Source organism: Dorea sp. MB18-49 (assembly GCF_023669465.1).
GTDB lineage: Bacteria > Bacillota > Clostridia > Lachnospirales > Lachnospiraceae > Dorea_A > Dorea_A longicatena.
In genome coordinates this window covers 38,571-55,224 of sequence record NZ_JAMOYX010000006.1, presented here as the reverse complement: position 1 = coordinate 55,224, position 16,654 = coordinate 38,571, and the positions used below count along the sequence as shown (strand labels likewise).

General features: G+C 42.2%; 16 protein-coding genes. 2 read left to right on the top strand and 14 right to left on the bottom strand.

The genetic code is table 11. The features are described 5' to 3' along the window. Nucleotides 1–65 precede the first annotated feature (65 nt). The 5 genes from secD to NCY30_RS03685 all read right to left on the bottom strand — a co-directional run bounded on the left by secD (nt 66) and on the right by NCY30_RS03685 (nt 5,077). Nucleotides 66–2,231: a protein translocase subunit SecD gene (secD, locus tag NCY30_RS03705; RefSeq protein WP_055180859.1), complete on the bottom strand. Its 2,166-nt coding sequence runs from the start codon at nt 2,229–2,231 to the stop codon at nt 66–68. Nucleotides 2,232–2,258: 27 nt separating this feature from the next. Then, nucleotides 2,259–3,656 carry a thioether cross-link-forming SCIFF peptide maturase gene (gene scfB, locus NCY30_RS03700; protein ID WP_022415004.1) on the bottom strand — a complete coding sequence of 466 codons (1,398 nt, stop codon included), beginning with the start codon at nt 3,654–3,656 and terminating at the stop codon, nt 2,259–2,261. Nucleotides 3,657–3,868: 212 nt separating this feature from the next. After that, nucleotides 3,869–4,009: a six-cysteine ranthipeptide SCIFF gene (gene scfA, locus NCY30_RS03695; protein WP_022415003.1), complete on the bottom strand. Its 141-nt coding sequence runs from the start codon at nt 4,007–4,009 to the stop codon at nt 3,869–3,871. A gap of 73 nt (nt 4,010–4,082) precedes the next feature. Next, entirely contained in the window at nt 4,083–4,457 is a 375-nt protein-coding gene (locus NCY30_RS03690) for a TIGR04086 family membrane protein (RefSeq protein WP_022415002.1), read from the bottom strand. A 74-nt stretch (nt 4,458–4,531) separates the two neighbouring features. Then, the gene (locus NCY30_RS03685) at nt 4,532–5,077 is read right to left on the bottom strand and encodes a stage V sporulation T C-terminal domain-containing protein (RefSeq protein WP_006427085.1); all 546 of its coding nucleotides are present in this window, start codon (nt 5,075–5,077) and stop codon (nt 4,532–4,534) included. Between the two features lie 160 nt (nt 5,078–5,237). Between NCY30_RS03685 and NCY30_RS03680 the strand changes: the two genes are divergently transcribed. After that, the gene (locus NCY30_RS03680; RefSeq protein WP_006427086.1) at nt 5,238–5,684 is read left to right on the top strand and encodes a GatB/YqeY domain-containing protein; all 447 of its coding nucleotides are present in this window, start codon (nt 5,238–5,240) and stop codon (nt 5,682–5,684) included. A gap of 141 nt (nt 5,685–5,825) precedes the next feature. Here the strand turns inward: NCY30_RS03680 and NCY30_RS03675 are convergent, their stop codons facing one another. Genes NCY30_RS03675 through pth form a run of 3 tightly spaced genes read right to left on the bottom strand, consistent with a single transcriptional unit; the run spans nt 5,826 to nt 10,854 of the window. Continuing rightward, nucleotides 5,826–6,869 carry a peptidylprolyl isomerase gene (locus tag NCY30_RS03675; RefSeq protein WP_250818467.1) on the bottom strand — a complete coding sequence of 348 codons (1,044 nt, stop codon included), beginning with the start codon at nt 6,867–6,869 and terminating at the stop codon, nt 5,826–5,828. Nucleotides 6,870–6,885: 16 nt separating this feature from the next. Then, nucleotides 6,886–10,266 (bottom strand): transcription-repair coupling factor, encoded by a 3,381-nt coding sequence (mfd, locus tag NCY30_RS03670; RefSeq protein ID WP_173817799.1) that lies wholly within the window; start codon nt 10,264–10,266, stop codon nt 6,886–6,888. Nucleotides 10,267–10,269: 3 nt separating this feature from the next. After that, the gene (gene pth / locus NCY30_RS03665; protein WP_006427089.1) at nt 10,270–10,854 is read right to left on the bottom strand and encodes an aminoacyl-tRNA hydrolase; all 585 of its coding nucleotides are present in this window, start codon (nt 10,852–10,854) and stop codon (nt 10,270–10,272) included. A 145-nt stretch (nt 10,855–10,999) separates the two neighbouring features. On the opposite strand from pth, the gene NCY30_RS03660 reads away from it, so the two are divergent. After that, complete coding sequence (locus NCY30_RS03660) at nt 11,000–11,434, top strand: FMN-binding protein (protein ID WP_195464975.1); 435 nt, start codon at nt 11,000–11,002, stop codon at nt 11,432–11,434. Between the two features lie 42 nt (nt 11,435–11,476). Here NCY30_RS03660 and NCY30_RS03655 read toward each other — a convergent pair whose 3' ends face one another. From NCY30_RS03655 to NCY30_RS03630, 6 genes are all read right to left on the bottom strand, one after another. Continuing rightward, complete coding sequence (locus tag NCY30_RS03655; protein ID WP_006427092.1) at nt 11,477–11,740, bottom strand: hypothetical protein; 264 nt, start codon at nt 11,738–11,740, stop codon at nt 11,477–11,479. Between the two features lie 26 nt (nt 11,741–11,766). Continuing rightward, entirely contained in the window at nt 11,767–12,414 is a 648-nt protein-coding gene (locus NCY30_RS03650) for an HAD family hydrolase (protein ID WP_022415000.1), read from the bottom strand. A gap of 114 nt (nt 12,415–12,528) precedes the next feature. Continuing rightward, a complete protein-coding gene (sigG, locus tag NCY30_RS03645; RefSeq protein WP_006427094.1) occupies nt 12,529–13,305 on the bottom strand; it encodes an RNA polymerase sporulation sigma factor SigG in 777 nt (258 codons plus the stop codon). A 127-nt stretch (nt 13,306–13,432) separates the two neighbouring features. Further along, nucleotides 13,433–15,040: an MBL fold metallo-hydrolase RNA specificity domain-containing protein gene (locus NCY30_RS03640; protein ID WP_006427095.1), complete on the bottom strand. Its 1,608-nt coding sequence runs from the start codon at nt 15,038–15,040 to the stop codon at nt 13,433–13,435. 38 nt (nt 15,041–15,078) lie between these two features. Further along, nucleotides 15,079–15,819, bottom strand: coding sequence for an RNA polymerase sporulation sigma factor SigE (gene sigE, locus NCY30_RS03635; protein ID WP_006427096.1), 741 nt, complete (start codon nt 15,817–15,819; stop codon nt 15,079–15,081). Further along, on the bottom strand, nt 15,785–16,615 hold the full coding sequence (locus tag NCY30_RS03630; protein ID WP_055195435.1) for a sigma-E processing peptidase SpoIIGA: 831 nt from the start codon (nt 16,613–16,615) through the stop codon (nt 15,785–15,787). The genes sigE and NCY30_RS03630 overlap by 35 nt, the downstream gene beginning before the upstream one ends. Nucleotides 16,616–16,654: the final 39 nt, after the last annotated feature.

Below are 16,654 nucleotides of genomic sequence, written 5' to 3'. Positions count from 1 at the left end.
CTATTTTAAAAAAAGCAGTTATGCCCTGTCAATAGGCATAACTGCTTCCCGGATCATTTTATGATCTATTTTTTCTTTTTCTTTGGCTGTGCTTTTTTGCCGACTTTCGTCTTCATTACATACCACAGTGCTCCTGTAACACATACAGAAGAATATCCACCGCAGACGATACCTACCATCAGAGGTGCTGCAAACTCACGAATAGAACTTACACCCATAATAAACAGTACCGCAACCATGATAAATGTTGTCAGTGAAGTATAAATACTTCTTGTCAGTGTCTGTGTAATACACTTATTTACAAGTTCTGACAGATCTGTATTTCTCTTCATAAGCGGAAGTTCCTCACGGATACGGTCAAAGATTACGATCGTCGCGTTGATCGAATAACCTACAATCGTCAGCATACAAGCAATAAATGTACCTCCGACTGAGATTCTGGATACTGCATAGAATGCCAGTACAACCAGTACATCATGTAATAATGCCAGCACCGCACTTGTAGCAAAACGTACATCTTTGAAACGGAACCAGATATAAAGCAACATGAAAATTGTTGCTACGATCACTGCGATCACTGCATCCTGACGCATCTCATTACTGATCGTTGAACTGATATTTTCCGCTGTAATATCAGATTCTTTTACACCAAAATTATCTTCCAGTGCCTTATTTACCTTCTCACGTTCAGACAAACTTAAAGTTACTGTCTTGATGACTACCTGTTTTGTTCCGGATACTTTCTGTGTCTGGATATTATGATCTCCTGTCACTTTTTCTACAACAGGAACGATCTCTTTATCAATCTCATCGATTGAATAATCTTTGTCAAACTTCACATTCATAGATGTTCCGCCCTTGAAATCCAGACTGTAAGCCAATGCCCCGTTACCCTGGGCAGAATGTACTCCCATAACCACGAATCCTGCAAGGATCATTGCAATAGAAATACTGAAGAACACTTTCTTCTTGCCAAGGAAGTTGATTGGCTTTCTTTCTTTCATCTTATGGTAATACAGACTCTCTTTTCGAATTCCGATTCCATAGAACGCAAACACGATCATACGTGTAATCACCAGTGCTGTAAACATTGATACCACAATACCGATTGCCAGAGTCTGCGCAAATCCTTTGACTGTTCCGGAACCTTTAAACCACAGAACCGCAGCCGCGATCAGTGTTGTCACATTACCGTCAACAATTGCTGACATAGCTTTCTGGAATCCTGATTTTAAGGATACTTTTACACTTCTTCCTCTTGCCATCTCTTCACGTACACGGGCAAAGATGATAACATTCGCATCTACTGCCATACCAATACTTAAAATGATACCGGCAATACCCGGAAGGGTCAGCGTTACATCAAACGCATTCAATATTACAAGTACGATCTCTGTATAGATGACCAGCGCAAGGCTTGATGCCAGTCCCGGAAGTCTGTATACAAAGATCATGAACAGGAATACAAGGATCAGACCAATAATACCGGCTTTTAAACTTGTATTCAATGCCTGTTCTCCAAGCTGTGCTCCTACTACATTGGAACGCAGCTCTTCAAGCTGAAGTTTCAGTCCACCGATACGGATCGTAGATGCCAGATTATCTGCTTCTTCATAAGTGAAGTCGCCTGTAATATAGGCCTGTCCACCTGTGATCTCAGACCGTACGACCGGACTTGAGATTGTCTCACCATCATAGATGATCGCAATCTGTTTTCCGATATTTTCTTTCGTTGCCGTTGCAAATTTGCTGGTACCTGATTTGGTCAGATTCAACTCTACAGAATATTCTTTATTCCCCATGTCATCCTGACCGGTTTTTGCAGACGCACTCTTAACATCTGTTCCCGTAAGAACTGTTTCTCCATCCGCTGTCTGGAATGAAAGGGAACCTGGTTTTCCAAGTTCATCCAGAATCTTATTGGCATCTGTAACACCAGGGATCTCAATGTTAATACGGTCATTTCCTTCCTGGTATACACTTGCTTCTGTACTGTACTGTTCTACACGTTTTTGCAGTTTGTAGATCGTATCGCTCATCTCTTCTTTGGTCGGATTCTTATCTTTTACCTGATAGGTAATACTTACACCACCGGCAAGATCCAGACCAAGTTTGATGTTTTTCATCGCACCAGACTTAGATTTGCCAATTCCTGTGATCACAGTAAATCCAAGTCCGACGATAAGAATTACAGCCAGAAGCAGACTCAGTATGCTTTTTGACTTCTTCATCGTTCTCCTACACATCCTCTCGAAATATTATTCTTCATCTGCAAGTGCTGCCTTCATCATGATCGCACACTCTACACGTTTCCTTTGCATCTCACAGCCGATCTCATAAGTATCATGGATCGTACCATGGAAATTATAAGAGTTTGCCATGCATCCGCCGCTGCAGTAGAATTTTGCAAAGCAGTTTCTGCATTTATCTTTGGAATACACATTGCAGCTTCTGAAATCGTCAGCAATCTCCGGCTTCACGATTCCATCATCCACATTACCCATCAGGAAATCATCCTGTCCGACAAACTGATGGCATGGATAGAGGTCTCCCCATGGTGTAACAGCCAGATACTCTGTTCCGGATCCACAACCGGATAAACGTTTTGCCACACATGGTCCACCATTTAAATCTATCATAAAATGGAAGAAATTGAAGCCTTTTCCTTCTTTCTCGCGTTCGATCATCATCTTGGCGAGCTTATCATATTCCTCCCTGATCTTAGGAAGATCTTCCTCCCTGATCGCATACGGATCACTTTCATCTCCAACAACCGGTTCAATCGACATCTGTTTGAATCCGAGGTCTGCAAAATGCATGATATCATTGGAGAAATCCAGATTATTTCTTGTAAATGTACCACGAATGTAATATTTTTCCTGATTTCTGCTTTCTGCAAGTTTCTGGAACTTCGGAACGATCAGATCATAACTTCCTTTTCCATTTCTAAACGGACGCATCTGATCATTGATTTCTTTACGTCCATCCAGGCTCAACACTACATTGTCCATTTCTTTATTTACAAATTCCTGAATTTCATCATTTAACAGCACTCCGTTCGTTGTGATCGTAAAACGGAAATGCTTATTATGTATCTTCTCCTGCTCTCTTCCGTAAGCTACCAGATCTTTTACCACCTGCCAGTTCATCAGAGGCTCCCCGCCGAAGAAATCTACTTCCAGATTACGGCGGTTACCAGAATTCTTAATCAGGAAGTCCAGCGCTTTCTTACCGACTTCATAGCTCATAAGTGCTCGTCTTCCATGATATTCCCCTTCTTCTGCAAAACAGTATTTGCAAGCAAGGTTACAGTCGTGTGCAATATGCAGGCACAGTGCCTTTACAACTGTCTTTCTCTTCTTTACTTCTTCGATCATGCATTCATATGTATCTTTTACAAATAACTGACCGCCTTCTGTCAGTTCGATCACGTCTGATAATGCATCTTCAATGTCGGATGTTTCATATTTGTTTCCAAGTGTCTGTAAAAGCTTTTCTTTTACATCCGCTTCTTTTAACGATTCGGCAGTTGGTTCTGTTTCTGACTTGTTCACTTCCGCGATCACGTCATAACAGACATCATCTACCACATGTACAGATCCGCTGTACACGTCCATAACGATATTATATCCATTATTACGGTACTGATGAATCATATCCTTTGGTACCCCTTTCTAATTTTTCTTATTTCATATCGGGAATTTCCCGTTATCTTTCTACCCGTCAAAAACCATATGTTGTCAAATAATCAAAAAACAATTCCGCAGACAACTAAAAAAGGTCCACCGGACCTTTTCGTCACATGCATGGCAACAAGAAACAGCGGACCCTAAAGACCGCTGTCCCAAGTATCCCATATCTTTTTAAATTATTTGCTCTGTTCGCAAGTCTGGTTTCCTACTGTGCAGGATGTCTTACATGCTGACTGGCATGATGTCTGGCATTCGCCGCATCCGCTTTTTTTCAGATTGCTGTTCATAGGTTTATTCAATGATTTTACATGTTTCATGTTCGTATCCCTCCTTACTATTGCTTAACTTACGTTATTATAACATTTCGACATAGGTTTCGCAATCTTTTTCTTAGGATATCATTCCGCCTGCCATACCACCTCCCGCACACAGCGCAAATGTCATCAGAATCTCTGTTCCACTTCCGTGAAATGTACGATAGATTCCCCATGTAATCAGTAACAGAAATGCGAAGTACAGAATTCCAAGTACAATTCCCCAAAAGAAACGTCTGATCTTTGCAAGTTTACCCGCCACAAGTCCACCGGCAAATGTAGAGAGCAGATAGACCGCTGTGATCCCTGCTGTCACAGCTTCTTCCGTAAGTTCGAATTTATACAGCGCCATTGCCAGTATCATCAAAAGAATTCCGGTCACTACATATGCTGCCAGAAGAGATTTCAGTATCCACATGATCCACACTTCATTTTGTCCCTTTTTTCCCATGCTTTCCCTCCTCATCTATCACAGATTATGAAGGAAGCATCTGATTTATGCGCTTATTTTTGTTTACAATCGTCCTATTGTTCCATCTGTTTGCCCAGAACCTTTGCCGTATATTCCGCAAGACAAAGCTCTGTATCTTTGAATCTGTCCGTACGTTCCTGATTCAGCAGAAAAACCGCACCGATCACATCACCTGCACACAGAATCGGACTGATCACCTCCTGTTTATAAGGTTCTGATACACTCACGATCGGTACATATCTTTTTTCCCCGGCTTTGGCATTCCGTGTTTTTCGTTCTTTCAGAAATTCTCCAAGCTCTCCCGTAATATCTTCATCCTGAATCTCTTTCTTTCCATTTCCCGCTGCTGCCACTACCTGATCCATATCACAGATCCCCACCAGGCATTCCAGAACCTGCGACAGACTTTCCGCATACTGCTTTGCAAATGCAGACAGTTCCCCGATCGGTGAATATTTCTTCAGAATAATCTCACCTTCTCTGTCTGTAAATATCTCCAGCGGATCGCCTTCCCTGATCCTCAGTGTCCTTCTGATCTCTTTTGGCACGACCACACGCCCCAGATCATCGATTCTTCTTACGATTCCTGTTGCCTTCATAGCATTTATCTTCCTCCTGATTTTTCTGTTTTTTCCATATTTTCTAACATATGGCTAGTATGCTGAAAACAGCAAGGAATTATTCATGCAGATATTAGACTGGATATTTTTTCAATAGTTTTGTATAATAGTTGGAAGAAAATATTAGGAGGAATGAATCATGAGTAAAATTGATGAAGTACGTGCTGATATGGTCAAAGCCATGAAAGCCAAAGACAAAGACACAAAGGAAACTTTATCCATGCTGCTTGCAGCTCTTAAGAATAAAGCAATCGACAAACGCGAAGACCTGACACCGGAAGAAGAGACTCAGGTAATCTTAAAAGAGATCAAGCAGACAAAAGAGACCCTGGATATGACTCCTGCAGATCGTACAGAGATCATCGAAGAATGCAACAAGCGTCTGGCTGTTCTGGAACAGTATGCTCCTAAGATGATGGATGAAGCAGAGATCAAAGAAGTCGTTGCTTCTGTTCTTGCAGAGATGGGACTGGATGCTCCTACCGCAAAGGATAAAGGCAAGATCATGAAGAACCTGATGCCTAAAGTAAAGGGAAAAGCTGACGGCAAGCTCGTCAACGAGATCGTATCTACTTTCATGAAATAAAATCTTCAAGAGCTGCCGCTGGCAGCTCTTCTTGTATACTATGGTATCTACAGAACCGCCACCTGCTGCTTCTTCCGAACACATAGTGATCACAAAATAATGGGCAGCACCCGATGGATGCTGCCCATTATTTTAATCCTCTTAGTTACCAGAAGTACTGTTTGTTTCGGTTGTACTTGTGTCTTTGGCTTTCACACTCAGTTTTGTAAAGCTAATCTTATTCCAGCTACCTTTATGGACTGTAATCTTTTCTTCTTTTTTCCATTTCTTTAATACTTTTTTATAGTATTTATCCTGTTTGTCTGTGATCATGGACTGTTTCTTAGTCTCTGTAGCCGTTTTATCATTGAGGCTTGTAACTTTTGCCACATAGCATGCAGTGTCACCTTCGATCACATCCGTCGTCTCGCCTTCTCCTAATTTGTCTGCTGCTTTTACGACTTCCTTAGACGGACTTACTGAATCCGAATCAAACGTGGCATCTTTGGCTTCTGTTCCCTGTTCCGTTGCATACGCAGCAAAATCTTCTGCTGTCTTTGCACCTTTGGCAAATGCCTCTGCCGTCTTTTTGGTTTTTTTCTTTTCCGCTTCGGATACTGTAGTATCTGATGAGCTTGAAGAATCAGATGTTGTACTATAATCAAATTCTACATACTGCATATGCTTCTGTGTCGCTTCTTCATCCGTTACTTTCACATTCGCATCTGCTACAATTGCCGCACGCATTTTCTGTTCGATCGCCATCAGTGTCATGACACGTTTTACATTTTCCTTAGAACCGGACACCTTGTCTTTTTTCTTCTGTGAATTGGCTTTGTCAAATTCTTTTGCTGCATCATTGATTGCTTTTTTATCGGCCTTTGTAAGCTTCACATCATAATCTTTCATATGTTCTTCCAGAAGAGCCATATTCTTCAGATCATCCAGAAGTGTCTTCTTGATAGACTCTTCATATGTCTTGCCGTCTGATGCATTTCTGCTCCACATATCATCACCGCCGAGATAGCTTGCAAAGTATGTTTCGTACTGAGCCTGTGTATATCTTGCATAGAAATTTGCAACACCTGCCGTAATCTCTTCATCCCCTGCTTTTACGACTACTGCATCGTCCTTCAGTGATCCACATCCGATAAGTGATGCTGCCATAATTCCTGCCAGTACTAATATTAATGCTCTTTTTTTCATTTATCCTAACCTGCCTTTATTTGCTTAATGGGTCAATTATACCGCTTTTTTCTTCGCCTATCAATCTTTTCAACCCATTTAACACATTTTTTGTACTTTCCAATGCGTCTGTCTGCTTCTCTTTCAGATTCCTTCTCTTCTTCTCATAGATAAAGCATGGCTGCACCCCATCCGCTTTGAACGTCAGCTCGCCACGAAAATCTTCAATCAGCTTCGGAATCCGCTCCGGATGTACTTTTGCTTTTTCATACATGGTAAATGTGTAAACCTCGCCTTTCTGCTCGACCGCCGTTACATACAACTGATGTGCCTGTGCCTTCAGAGCCGCTACTTCCAGAAGCTTTTCTACTTTCTTCGGAATATCTCCGAAACGGTCGATCAGTTCTTCTGTCATATCTTCCATCTCTTCTCTGTTCTCGATTGCAGCGATCCGTTTATAAACATCCAGTTTCTGATATTCATTCGGAATATACGAAGCCGGAATAAATGCATCCACATTCAGATCCATCGTCGTTGTAAATGTCTCCTCTTCTTCCATCTCGCCTTTCAGCTGCTTCACCGCCTCGTTCAGCATCTTACAGTAAAGGTCATATCCGACTGCTTCCATATGTCCATGCTGTTCTGCTCCTAGAAGATTGCCTGCTCCGCGGATCTCAAGATCCCGCATTGCGATCTTGAATCCCGAACCAAGATCCGTAAACTCGCGGATGGCCGCCAGTCTCTTTTCAGCCACTTCTTTTAACATCTTGTCTCTCCGGTATAGAAGGAATGCATATGCCATACGGTTAGAGCGTCCGACACGCCCACGCAGCTGATAAAGCTGTGAAAGGCCGAGACGATCCGCATCGTGGATGATCATCGTATTCGCATTGGAAATATCCAGTCCGGTCTCTATGATCGTTGTAGATACCAGTACATCAATCTCACCATTAATGAAATCATACATAATCCGTTCCAGTTCGTGTTCCCGCATCTGTCCGTGTGCATAGGCAACCGTCAGATCCGGCACCAGTTTCTGCACATGTCCTGCCACTTCATCAATATCTTCCACGCGGTTGTAGACATAATATACCTGTCCCTGTCTTGCGCATTCCCGTTCAATTGCCTCACGTACCATCTCATCGTTATATTCCATGACATACGTCTGGATCGGCATACGGTCGTTCGGCGCTTCTTCCAGCACACTCATGTCACGGATTCCGATCAGGCTCATATGAAGGGTTCTCGGGATCGGAGTTGCCGTAAGCGTCAGTACATCTACATTTTCCTTTAATTTCTTGATCTTCTCTTTGTGCTGTACTCCGAATCTCTGCTCTTCATCAATGATCAGAAGCCCGAGATCCTTGAATTTCATATCTTCACTTAACACTCGGTGTGTTCCGATGATAATATCTACCAGCCCCTTTTTCGCATCCTCGACTGTCTTCTTCTGCTGCGCCGGCGTGCGGAATCTGCACATCAGATCGATCCGCACCGGAAAGTCTTTCATACGCTGCACGAACGTCCGGTAATGCTGCTGTGCAAGGATTGTTGTCGGAACCAGATAGACCACCTGTTTACTCTCCTGTACTGCTTTGAATGCCGCACGGATCGCAACTTCTGTTTTTCCGAATCCGACATCGCCACAGACCAGACGGTCCATGATCTTGTGGCTTTCCATATCTTTTTTCACAGCCTCGATCGCCATCATCTGGTCTTCTGTCTCTTCAAACGGGAACATCTCTTCAAATTCCCGCTGCCAGACAGTATCTTCTCCATAGACATAACCATCCTGTTCCTGTCTCGCCGCATACAGCTTCACCAGATCCCTTGCAATCTCTTTTACCGCACCGCGCACCTTTGTTTTGGTCCGGTTCCATTCCTGCGTTCCCAACTTGTTCAGTTTCGGTTTCTTGGCATCGGCACTTGCATATTTCTGGATCAGATCCAGCTGCGTTGCCGGGATATAAAGATTTCCGCCCTGTGCATACGAAATCTTCATATAATCCTTCGAAATCTTGTCTACGACGATCTTCTCGATCCCCTGATAGACCCCGACACCATGATTCTCATGGACCACATAGTCTCCCGGTTTCAGTTCCGAAAAGCTCTGGATTTTACGGCCTTCATATGTCTTTCTCTTTTTCTTCTTTTTCCGTTTGCCGAAAATGTCCGACTCTGCGATCACAGTGAATTTGAGCATCGGATATTCATAACCTTCTGCGATATATCCGTATGCCGTCATGATCTCTCCCGGCTTCACTTCCCGGTCCAGATCTTCACTGTAATAACTGCTCAGATTATAATCTCTTAAATCTTCCGCCAGACGCTTCGCACGGGTCCTGGAACCTGACAACAGAATTACCCTGTATCCATTTCTTTTTAACCGTTTCAGATCCTGTGTCAGCATTTCAAAACTGTTATTATACGGATTCACACTTTTCGCCTGGATCTCATAAGACTCTCTCACTTCCAGTCCTTTGCATTTCATCCCCAGTGCATAGAATCCGATACTACTGTAACAATTGATCTTTTTCAGGATCTCAGTGACCGGAAAGATTTTTGCTTCTTCCTCTTCCAAATCATATCCGCTTTCCAGACGTTTCTTCTGTGCTTCCATGAATTCATCTTCAATATTCTGTCCACGCTCCACAAGACGTACCGGTTCATCCAGAAAAAGAATCGTATCCTCCGGTGGAAAATAATCCAGAAACGAGACACCCTTCTCACCATTCTGTGGGAATTCTACCGCCGGATAGATTACAATATCCATCAGATTTTCGATCGACCGCTGGCTCTCCACATCAAACGTACGGATGGAATCCACCTCATCTCCCCAGAGTTCGATACGCACCGGAAGTTCTTCCGTCAGCGGATAGATATCCAGGATTCCTCCACGTACCGCAAACTGTCCAGGTCCTTCCACCTGCACTTCCCGGTCATAACCTATAACCGAAAGCTTCTCTGCCATCTCATCCAATTTGAGAACGCTGTCATTTTGTATCTTAAGTACTTTTTCCGCAATACTTTCCTTCGGTGCCAGATGATCCATGAAGCCGTCCAGGCTTGTCACAACCGTTACCGGTTCACCCGAAAGCACTGCCTGGATTCCTTCCATTCTCTGCTTTACCAGTTCTTTACTTCGGATATCTGCCTGATAGAAGAGAAAATCTTTCGCCGGATACAGATACGTATTACTGTCCAGGAAACGGTATTCTTCATAGATTTGTTTTGCTTTTGTTTCACTGGAACAGGCGATGACTTTATATTTACAGCCATCGCCAAGTGCATACATCATATGAGATTTCTGGGAATTCACACATCCGCACACACGGATCATTCCCACATCTTTTTTCTTATTCTTGCAGAGTTCTTCAAACTCTGCCAGTTCTTTTAACGGCCCGATTAAGCCCTGCATCTTTTATGCCTCCTTAGGCTTTACTTTCCTGTTATACTGATTCATGGCAGCCTCGATCTCTCCATTTAAGATCATTCCTACCGCATGGTCTGCGCGGTCATAACCTTCTTCCATCAATTCACGGTCTTCTTTTGAAAAATGTCCCAGCACATAATCCGCCAGGTCATATTTCTTCGGCTTCTCACCTACCCCGATCTTGATTCTCGGAAATACATCCGTTCCCAAATTGGCAATGATATTCTTGATTCCGTTATGCCCTCCGGCACTTCCTTTTTTACGGATCCTTAGCTGTCCCACATCCAGACTGATATCATCATAGATCACCAGAAGTTCATGTTCTTCATCGATCTTATAATAATTGACCAGTTCTCTTAAGCTTTCCCCGCTGAGATTCATGTAAGTCTGCGGTTTTACCAGAAGCACTTTCTGACCCTCAATGATTCCCTTTCCGACCAGCGCTCTTCCTTTTCTTCCATCTACAGAAATATTATATCTGTCCGCCAGCATATCTATGACATCAAATCCTACATTGTGTCTGGTTCCTTCATACTGAAGTGTAGGATTCCCAAGTCCTGCAATAATAAACATAATTCTTCACCTTCCATTTCTTTTACCATTCTACAAGAACCTTTTCCATTTGTCACGGAAAAATTAAATGAATAATCCTTCCACTTTTTTCATACATTATAGAAAATAAAACAATCTTTGAAATAAAATACCAGGAGGTCTCGCTATGAGTTCCAAAACCAAAATTGTTGTACTTCACATGAAGGAAATCATCTATACCGTTATTTTTGCAGTATTAGCCATTGTTCTGATCCTGCTTTTGATATTCATGTTCCGTCCCGGACACCATTCCGGATCCAATGATAAGAAGATCTACACTCCCGGAATCTACACTTCCGATATTACGTTGAATAATACTGCTTTAGAAGTTGAGGTCACAGTGGATGAAACGCATATCAATTCAATCCGTTTTACGAATCTGAATGATTCCATCACAACCATGTACCCTTTTATCGAACCGGCGATTGAAGATATTGCCGAACAGGTCTATAAAAAACAGTCTCTTGAGAATATACAGTATTCTTCCGATACTCCTTATACTTCCCAGTTGATTGTTCAGGCCATTGAAAGCGCACTAAAAAAAGCCGAAACTACAAAGTAGTCGCGGCTTTTTCTTTTGCTCTCTTTTGTTCTTGTTCTGATCTTAACCCTCAACGATAAGATAACGTCCATCTGGAAGTGCAAATACTTCCGATGCCTCTTCGATCTCTTCATCAGACATTCCGCTGATATCCATTCCCTCCTGATCCAGGAATTCTTTAACTTCTTCAATGCTGTCTACGATAGAAGCCATACAATCCTCCAGAAAAGCCTCAGCCTCTTCTAAAGTCTCAGCAACTGGTTCGTCAAACAGCTGTCCCTGGTTCAGGATAAAGGTCTTCAGACATTCTTCATCATATTCGTACATACATCTCAACCTCCCTTATCGTAATATTACACAAACTGCAACAGTTCTTCCGGTCTTTCAATCAGATGATCTGCTCCCGCAGTTTCTAACGTTTTCCTGTCCCGGAATCCCCACAGCACACCTATTGTCTTAAGGCCTGCATTCTTTCCGGTTGCCGCATCGACTTCCGAATCTCCGATATACAGACATTCTTCTTTCGATACCTGCATCTGCTCCATCAGATACCAGACTCCGTCCGGTTCTGGTTTTCTGCGGATGCCGTCTTTTTGTCCCTGTGCATAGTCAAAAATGTTATCTCCAAAGATTTCTTTTACAACCTTTACCGTCTGACGGTCCGGCTTATTCGAAAGGACTGCCAGATGGATTCCTCTGTCTTTCAATGCTTTTAACATCTCTGGAATCCCCTCGTAAAGTGTTACATGATATGTACAATTCTGATCAAATATACGTCCGTAAATTTTCATTCCTTCTTCAATTCTTGAAGCCTTAGGATCCCCCGACACTTTCAGAGATTCTTCGATCAGAACTCTTGCTCCGTTTCCGACAAACATTCTGCACTGATCCTTTGTGATCTGGGAGAGCCCCATCTCCTTCAGTGTCAGATTCACAGAATATGTCATAGATTCCAATGTATTTGTTAATGTTCCATCCAGGTCAAATATACAAGCTTTCATTATACAAATCCCTCCTGCAAATATCATAGTATGAGACTGTCAAAAATGCAATACTAAAAAAATCTATCAGACTTTTTTGTCATATACATGACACACAAAGCGATACGCCAGCCCTTAGATAAGGTACTGGCGCATTGTTTTCAACGCATTCTTTTCAAGTCTGCTCACCTGAGCCTGTGATATCTGTATTTCATCTGCAACCTCCATCTGTGTTTTTCCCTGAAAAAACCGAAGCTTTATAATATACCGTTCCCTCTCTCCCAGATGTTTCATTGCTTCTTCCAATGATAAATCTTCTATCCACTTTTCTTCTTTATTCGTCTGATCACTTAACTGATCCATTACATAGAGTGCATCTCCTCCATCATTGTACACCGGTTCCTGAAGGCTCATAGGTACCTGGATTGCATCCAGTGCAAATACAATATCTTCTTTGGATATTCCGATCTCCTCAGCGATTTCCTGTACTGTAGGCTCTTTCTGATTCTTCTTCATATAGTTTTCCTTAGCATAAATTGCCTTGTATGCAGTGTCTCTGAGTGACCGGCTGACTCTTATGGAATTATTATCTCTCATGTACCTTCTGATTTCTCCGATAATCATAGGTACTGCATAAGTGGAAAATTTTACCTCTAATTCTGTATTAAAATTATTGATTGCTTTAATAAGGCCAATACAGCCAATCTGGAACAGATCATCCGGATTCTCTCCACTTGCACCGAACCTCCTTATTACACTTAAGACAAGTCTTAGATTACCTTTGATATATTCTTCTTTCGCTTCCTGATCTCCCGCTTTAATACGCACAAACAAAGCTTCCTTCTCCTTTTCATTCAGGATCGGAAGCTTTGCTGTATTCACACCACATATTTCTACTTTTCCCTGTGCCATTGCGAACCTCCTGTCAGAATCTTCTCTATCAGTTTCTAGTAAAATGATTCTCCATATCGCACAGGCTTATGCGGATTCTTATGAAATTAAAAAAACTTTTACTCCTTGACATCCGGTCTGACGTCGGTTATCTGTCCCATTTGTCTGCCAGATTTTGGATCTGTGTTTCAAATTTTGCCATATCTTTATTGGCAATTCCTTCGTTCTTATATACTACATTTAACAGACGTTTGGCTGCTGCCACCAGACGGTTAAATGCAGATGCACTTTTAATCTTATTCGGCTTTTCTTCTGCCTTCTTCGGAATCTTCTGACCAATGGTAATGATCTCATTTGTCGCAAGATCTACGGAACCTCCGGAATACGGTGCAAATGCCGGGCAGCCAAATTGCTCTTCTACAAGCGCAGCAAAATGATCCGTCACTGTATCCTCACCATGTACAACCATCACACGGTCCGGTACCTTTTCAAATCCTGCGAGCCAGTCTAACAGTCCATTCATATCTGCATGTCCGCTGATTCCCCTTAACACTTCTATCTTTGCGTTGACCGTGATGTTCTCACCAAATAATTTCACACTCTGTGCACCTTCGATCAGCTTTCTTCCAAGCGTTCCCACTGCCTGATATCCAACAAAACAGATGGTACATTCCGGCCGCCACAGATTATGTTTCAAGTGATGCCTGATACGTCCGGCCTCACACATACCGGATGCAGACAGGATTACTTTAGGTTTCGTATCAAAATTAATCTGTCTGGATTCATCACTGGTAATCGTTGTCTTGAGTCCCTGGAACAACAGTGGGTTAATTCCCTGATTGACAAGCGCCATTGCGTCTTCATCAAAGCATCCTTTGACATTTTTATTAAACACATTGGTCGCTTCAATTGCCAGCGGACTGTCTACATACACTTCAAATCCCGGGAATTCCGGAAGCAGATTCTTTTCTTTTATCTCTCTGATAAAATACAGGATTTCCTGCGTACGTCCTACCGCAAACGATGGGATTACTACATTGCCTCCTTTTTGGAATGTTTCCCGTAAAATTCTTGTAAATTCGCCGACATAATCCGGAATATCCTCTCCATGTGTCCGGTCTCCATATGTAGATTCAATCACTACATAATCTGCTTCTTTTACCAGCTGCGGATCTTTGATGATCGGTTGATTCTTGTTACCCACATCTCCGGAAAATACGATCTTTTTAGAAACTTCTCCTTCTGTTACCCACACTTCAATACTTGCGGATCCCAGAAGATGCCCTACATCATTAAATCTGACTTCTATTCCGTCACACAATGTAATCTTCTGACCGTAATCCACAGGTGCCAGAAGCTTGGTCGCCGCATCTGCATCTGCAACCGTATAAATCGGTTCGTATTCCGGTTCCCCACTTCGTCTTGCCTTCCGGTTTCTCCATTCCGCCTCAAATTCCTGAATATGGGCACTGTCACGCAACATGATATCGCACAAATCTGCCGTTGCAAATGTTGTAATGATCTCTCCGGAAAATCCCTTTTTAACCAATAACGGAATATTTCCCGAATGATCGATATGTGCATGTGTCAGAAGAATGTAATCTACCTCTCCCGGTGTAACAGGAAGTTCCTGATTCTCATAAAGATCCGGTCCTTGTTCCATTCCACAGTCAATCAGAATATTCTTTCCACACGCTTCAAGAAGATGGCAGCTTCCAGTCACTTCATGGGCTGCTCCAAAAAAGCTAAGTCTCATATGACCAACCCCTTTTTTCTTTTTATTGTATCATATTTTCATGAATACTTCACCATCTCCCGACGCAATCTTTGCATAATCTTTTTCTCCAGTCTGGATATATAGGACTGGGAAATCCCCAGCATATCCGCTACTTCTTTCTGAGTCTTTTCTTCTCCATCCTCCGTTCCAAGTCCAAATCTCATTCTTATGATCATCTGCTCTCTTCCAGACAGACGTCCAATAGCTCTGATGAGCACCTTCTTTTCTGCTTCATTCTCTAAATCCTTATAAATCGCATCTTCTTCCGTCCCCAGGATATCTGATAACAACAGCTCATTACCATCCCAGTCTACATTCAGCGGTTCATCTATCGATACTTCCATTCTCGTTTTATTATTTCTCCGCAAATACATTAATATCTCATTTTCAATACATCTGGATGCATAGGTTGCAAGTTTGATATTTTTATCAGGATTAAATGTATTAATTGCTTTTATAAGACCAATCGTTCCTATGGATATCAGATCCTCTACCCCCACTCCTGTATTGTCAAATTTCTTTGCTATATATACCACCAGGCGCAAATTATGTTCAATCAGTATTTTCCTTGCATTTTCATCTTTTTCTGTCCCAAGGTCTTTGATTGCTTTCTTTTCTGCCGCCGCCTCTAAAGGTGCAGGCAGAATATCCGATCCGCCTATGTAATGAATGTCTTTTCTGTCCACAAAAAAGAGTGTCTTCAAATCCGGAATTACTTTCAATTTAAACTGATGTGGAACTGCTACTTTTATCACCATTTTTCTTTCCTCCTGCCAATATATCTGGATTTATGATCATCTGATAATTTTCTGACCCTAATTCTTCTTCACATACCGCCACTAATGGATGTTCTACATTTATCCTGTATCCATTCCGTATGATCTGTATCTTATCCATGCGAAATGCAGGCATAACTCCCTCTTTTTTCCCGATGGAATGATATGGAATATATCTGAATCGTTCCGGTTGCTTTCCTTCTGTCAATCTCTTTACAGATGCCTGATCCATAACACTGACCGGATCTTTACTCACTGTATCCTTCAATGTATTTCCTGTATCTATAAGGGCTCTCAGTCTGCAATTTCGTTCTCCGAAAAACACCACCACTTCACAGTAACGATTTCCTTTCTCCGAAAACAATAAAATGATCTTCCAGATTCCCAACACCACATAATAACTGATGACTGCCAATGCAAAGAATACACTTCCCTGCCGCAGATACTGTCCCGCAAACTGTAATACTCCCCCTAAAAGAAAAGACTCTATATATAAAATTACCCATCCTCTGAACAATTCCCGGCCCCATTTTAATCCCAGACCGGTTCTTAGCATCAATACATTAATGACGCCATGAAATACTATAAATTTCGCCCAAGTTGTCTTACACGGCCATATCACAACAACACAGGTCAATACTGCTCCCAGTACGCCTCCCGCTATTATGCGGCCATATCTCACCGGACATGCCAATGCCTTCTTTAGTAAAGCCAAAAGAATTGTATCCATCGTAAAGTTCATCAAAAAGAACACATCTACATATAATTCATAGTACACATCAGGCCTTCTTTCTCTTTCCGTGCACAGAAATAGATT